This window comes from Phenylobacterium sp., from assembly GCF_037968635.1.
Classification (GTDB): Bacteria; Pseudomonadota; Alphaproteobacteria; order Caulobacterales; family Caulobacteraceae; genus Phenylobacterium.
This window is the reverse complement of the sequence record NZ_JBBKVV010000199.1, coordinates 1-4830: the sequence shown is the minus strand read 5'-3', so window position 1 is coordinate 4830 and position 4830 is coordinate 1. Positions and strand designations below refer to the sequence as shown.

At 70.1% G+C, this 4830-nt stretch carries 4 protein-coding genes; 2 read left to right on the top strand and 2 right to left on the bottom strand.

Translation table 11 applies throughout. The features are described from left to right. Window positions 1–25 precede the first annotated feature (25 nt). Window positions 26–1279, bottom strand: a complete 1254-nt coding sequence (locus AAC997_RS20860) for an adenosylmethionine--8-amino-7-oxononanoate transaminase (protein WP_340647632.1) — start codon at window positions 1277–1279, stop codon at window positions 26–28. A 135-nt stretch (window positions 1280–1414) separates the two neighbouring features. Between AAC997_RS20860 and AAC997_RS20855 the strand changes: the two genes are divergently transcribed. Both AAC997_RS20855 and AAC997_RS20850 read left to right on the top strand, forming a co-directional pair. Next, entirely contained in the window at window positions 1415–2353 is a 939-nt protein-coding gene (locus AAC997_RS20855; protein ID WP_340647631.1) for a hypothetical protein, read from the top strand. A gap of 65 nt (window positions 2354–2418) precedes the next feature. Further along, window positions 2419–4377 (top strand): PAS domain S-box protein, encoded by a 1959-nt coding sequence (locus AAC997_RS20850; RefSeq protein WP_340647630.1) that lies wholly within the window; start codon window positions 2419–2421, stop codon window positions 4375–4377. On the opposite strand, the gene AAC997_RS20845 is transcribed toward AAC997_RS20850, so the two are convergent. Then, the coding region (locus tag AAC997_RS20845; protein ID WP_340647629.1) for an enoyl-CoA hydratase-related protein at window positions 4364–4830 on the bottom strand (467 nt) is incomplete at its 5' end. The genes AAC997_RS20850 and AAC997_RS20845 overlap by 14 nt on opposite strands.

Below are 4830 nucleotides of genomic sequence, written 5' to 3'. Positions count from 1 at the left end.
ACCCTCCCCCATCGAGGGGGAGGGCTCAGCCCGCCACCACCTCACAGATCGCCCCCGTCAGCCGCGCCAGCTCCGCGTCCGAGGTGACGAACGGCGGCGTCAGGTAGACCACCTTGCCCATCGGGCGGATCCAGCAGCCCCGCTCGGCGAACCTCACGCAGAGGTCGCCGGCCTCCACCGCGTGGTCGAACTCCACCACGCCGATGGCGCCCAGGGTGCGGACGTCCACGACGCCGGGCACCCCACGGCACGGTTCCAGCCCCTCGACCAGAGCCGCATTGATCCGCGCCACATCGGCCTTCCAGCCGCCATCCTCGAACAGGTCCAGCGAGGCGTTGGCCGCGGCGCAGGCCAGCGGGTTGGCCATGTAGGTCGGCCCGTGCATCAGGGCCGCGCCGGCGTCATCGGACCAGAAGGCGTCGAACACCTGGCGGCTGGCGATGGCCGCCGATAGCGGCAGCGTGCCACCGGTCAGCGCCTTCGACAGGGTCACGATGTCGGGGATCACGCCCGAGCCTGAGCAGGCGAACAGGTCGCCCGTCCGCCCGAACCCAGTGAAGATCTCGTCGAAGATCAGCAGCAGGCCATGCTTGTCGGCCAGCCGGCGCAGGGTCGCCAGCACGCTGTCGTCGTGCAGCAACATGCCCCCCGCGCCCTGCACCCTGGGCTCGACGATCAGGGCGGCGATCTCGTGGCCCCTCTCCGTCAGCAGGGCGTCCAGCGCCGCCTCGCTGGCGGCGTCGCGGGGCAGGGCGACGACGTGCTGGGCCGGCATGACGTCCGCGAACAACCCGTGCATGCCCTCCTCGGGATCGCAGATGGTCATCGTGGCCAGGGTGTCGCCGTGATAGCCGCCCAGGAAGCTGACGAACTTGGTGCGCCCCGCCACGCCCCGGTTGATCCAGTACTGCAGGCCCATCTTCATCGAGATCTCGACGGCGACCGAACCACTCTCGGCGAAGAAGACGTGGTTCAGCTCGCCAGGCAGCAGGGCCGCCAGCCGCGAGGCCAACCGATAGGCCGGCTCGTGCGCCAGGCCGCCGAACATCACGTGCGGCGCCCGTTCCAGTTGCCGGATCACGGCCGCAGCGATGTGGGGATGATTGTAGCCGTGGCAGGCGGTCCACCAGCTGGCGATGCCGTCCACCAGCTCCCGCCCGTCCTCCAGGATGATGCGCGCGCCTTCCGTCCGCGCCACCGCCAGCGGGGCCGGCGCGGTCTTCATCTGGCAATAGGGGCGCCAGACGTGGGGCGCGCCGTCGGTCAGCCACTGGGTCATGGGGGGTGTCCTTTGCGGGTGTCGCCAGCGTCCTAGTGAGCGCCGCCGGCGCCTGGCAAGCCGTCGACGCCCGACGCCACAACCCCTGATACCCACATTGTGTACCGGGTCCCCGACGCAGCCTAAGCTTGCGAGATGATTCACCCGCCTGCAGATTCGGCGCCCTCGGCCCTCGACACCCGACGGCTGACCGCCCGGCAGAGCGCGGAGTATTTCCTCAACACCGTGCGGCTGCTGGACCGGGCGGTTGACCGCGACCTGGTGACCACCCTCACCTTCCTCTCCATCGCGCGCGCGAACATGCGCCACTTCACCAACCGGTCGGAACAGGCCCTGCGCTACGCGGCGATGGACGCGGTGCCACCCGACAGCGAGCGCGTGCCGGTCACCGTCTACGCCGTCGCCAGGGAACTGGGCATTCCCTATGAGACGGTCCGCCGCCACGCCGCCAAGCTGCGCCAGGACGGCCTTTGCGACAGCGTGCCCGGCGGCCTGATCATCCCCACCCGCGCCTTCTTCAACGCCACCATGCTGGGCGCGGTGCAGGCGCACTGGGCCCTGACCCAGGACTTCGTGAACAGCGCCGGGGGCTACGCGACCCCGGTGACCGATCCGCCGCCCGGCGATGTCAGCCGCCAGGTTGTGCGCCTGGGCGTCGACTATTTCCTCGATGTTATCGCCCTGATCGGCCGCACCCTCGAGGTGGACGCCCTGGCCGCCCTGGTCATGCGCGCCGTCTCCTTCGTCAATATCGAGCAGCACGCCTACCTTCCCAGCGCCTATCCCGATGTGCCGGTGGGGCCAGACGACAGCGAGCGCGAGCCGGTCTCGGTCTATGCGGTCGCCAAGACCCTGAACCTGCCCTACGAGACCACGCGCCGCCACGTGCGCCGGCTGATGGAGCAGGGCCTGCTGGAGAAGTCGGGCGCCGGGGTGATCGTGCCCGAAAAGGTCAGCGCCCGGCCGCAGGTCCTGGCTGGCGTCGGCGAGCTGACCGCCCGTACCGAGCTCTATCTGCGCCGCCTGGCCGAGCTCGGCGTGCGCCCCGGCGGCGACGCCGCCCCTCCTGCCTAGCGCCCATGCCGCAGGGAACCTTGCGCGCGGCGGCTCGTTCCTGATCGGTTATGGGGGACGTTCGCATGGAAACCGGGCAAGGGGCGGCGCTCCTCACCGATGACAGCCGCTACCGGCTGCTGGTGGACGCCATCACCGACTACGCCATCTACATGCTCGATCCCGACGGGTTGGTGACCAGCTGGAACCCGGGCGCCCAGCGCTTCAAGGGCTACCTCGCCGCCGAGATCATCGGCCAGCACTTCTCCCGATTCTATTCGGCCGACGACCGCGCCGCCGGGGTCCCGGCCGACGCCCTGCGAATCGCCCGCGACGAGGGCCGGTTCGAAAGGGAGGGCTGGCGGATCCGCAAGGACGGCAGCCGCTTCTGGGCCCACGTGATCATCGATCCGATCCGCGCCAGCGATGGCGACCTCATCGGCTTTGCGAAAATCACCCGCGACCTCACCGAACGCCGGGCCGCCGAGGCCGCGCTGCGCCGCAGCCAGGAACAGTTCCGCCTGCTGGTCCAGGGCGTCACCGACTACGCGATCTACATGCTCGATCCCGACGGCCGCGTCAGCAGCTGGAACGCCGGCGCGCAGCGCATCAAGGGCTACGCGCCCGACGAGATCGTCGGCGCCCACTTCTCCCGGTTCTATACGGATGCGGACCGTGACGCCGGCGCGCCCGACCGCGCCCTGGCCATCGCCGCGGCCGAGGGCCGCTACGAGCAGGAGGGCCGGCGGGTCCGCAAGGACGGCAGCCAGTTCTGGGCCCACGTGGTCATCGATCCGATCCGCGACGACGACGGCCAGGTCATCGGCTTCGCCAAGGTCACCCGCGACATCAGCGAGAGGCGCGCCGCGCAGCAGGCCCTGGACGAGGCCCGCGAGGCTCTGCTGCAGTCGCAGAAGCTGGAGGCCATCGGCCAGCTCACCGGCGGCGTCGCCCACGACTTCAACAACCTGCTGATGGCGGTGCTGGGCAGCCTGGAACTGGTCCGCAAGCGGCTGCCGCACGATCCCCGCATCACCCCGCTGATCGACAACGCCATGCAGGGCGCCCAGCGTGGCGCGGCCCTGACCCAGCGGATGCTGGCCTTCGCCCGCAAGCAGGAGCTGAAGCTCGATCCCGTCGACCTGGCGGGCCTGGTGCGTGGCATGACCGGTCTGTTGCAGCGGTCGCTCGGCCCCGCCATGCGTATCGAGACCCACTTCCCCCGCGGCCTGGCCCTGGTGCTCACCGATTCCAACCAGCTCGAGAACGCCCTGCTGAACCTGGCGGTCAACGCCCGCGACGCCATGCCCGACGGCGGTGCGATCCGCATCGAGGCCCTGCCCGAGACTCTCACCGAGGACTCCGGGGTCGGGCTTCCGGCGGGGGACTATGTCCGCCTCACGGTCTCCGACAGCGGCCACGGGATGGACGCCGCCACCCTGGCCCGCGCCGCCGAGCCCTTCTTCACCACCAAGGGGGTCGGCAAGGGCACCGGGCTTGGGCTTTCCATGATCCACGGCCTGGCCGAACAGTCCGGCGGCCGGATGGTGCTCCGCAGCCAGATGGGGGAGGGCACCACCGTGGAGCTCTGGCTGCCCCAGGTGCTGGACGGCGACGAGCGGCAGGTCTTCGTCGGCACGGGCGCGACGGCGGAAATCCGCCCCATGACGCAATTGACCATCCTGGCGGTGGATGACGACAGCCTGGTGCTGCTCAACACCGTCGCCATGCTGGAGGACCTGGGCCACGTGGTCTTCCCGGCGATCTCGGCCCGCGACGCCCTGGCCATCCTGGAGCGCGAGCCGATCGACCTGGTGATCACCGACTTCGCCATGCCCCAGGTCACCGGCCTGCAACTGGCCGACGAGATCAAGGCCCATCACCCCGGCGTCGCGGTGATCCTGGCCACCGGCTACGCCGAACTGCCGTCGGGGTCGGATTCCAACCTGCCGCGTCTGGCCAAGCCGTTCCTGCAGGACGACCTGGCGAGGGCCCTTCAGGAGGTGCTGGCCGTCAAGCCGCCCGAGGCGCCTACCGCCCCGTGAACACCGGCTTGCGCTTTTCCAGGAAGGCGGCGCGGGCCTCCTTGCCGTCCTGGCTGGAGAAGGCGCGGCCGATATTGGAGACCTCGTAGCGAAGCTGCTGCTCCATGTCGTGGCTCTCCGACGACTTCACCATGCCGCGCTTCAGCAGCCGCAGGGTGATGGGCGACCACTCGCACAGCGAGGCGCAGTATTCGGCCAGCCGCGCGTCGAAGCCGGCCTGGTCCACCACCTCGCCGGCCATCCCCCAGTCCAACGCCTCGGCGCCGGTGACCGTGCGGTTCTCCATCATGAAGCGCATGGCGCGTTCGTAGCCCATGACCTGGGGCAGGGTGATGGTCAGGCCGGCGTCCGGCGAGCCGCCGATCCGCGTATAGCCCGCCATCAACCGCGCATTGGTGCTGATCAGCCGCACGTCGGTGGCCATGGCCACCGACGTGCGGCTGATCAGCACCA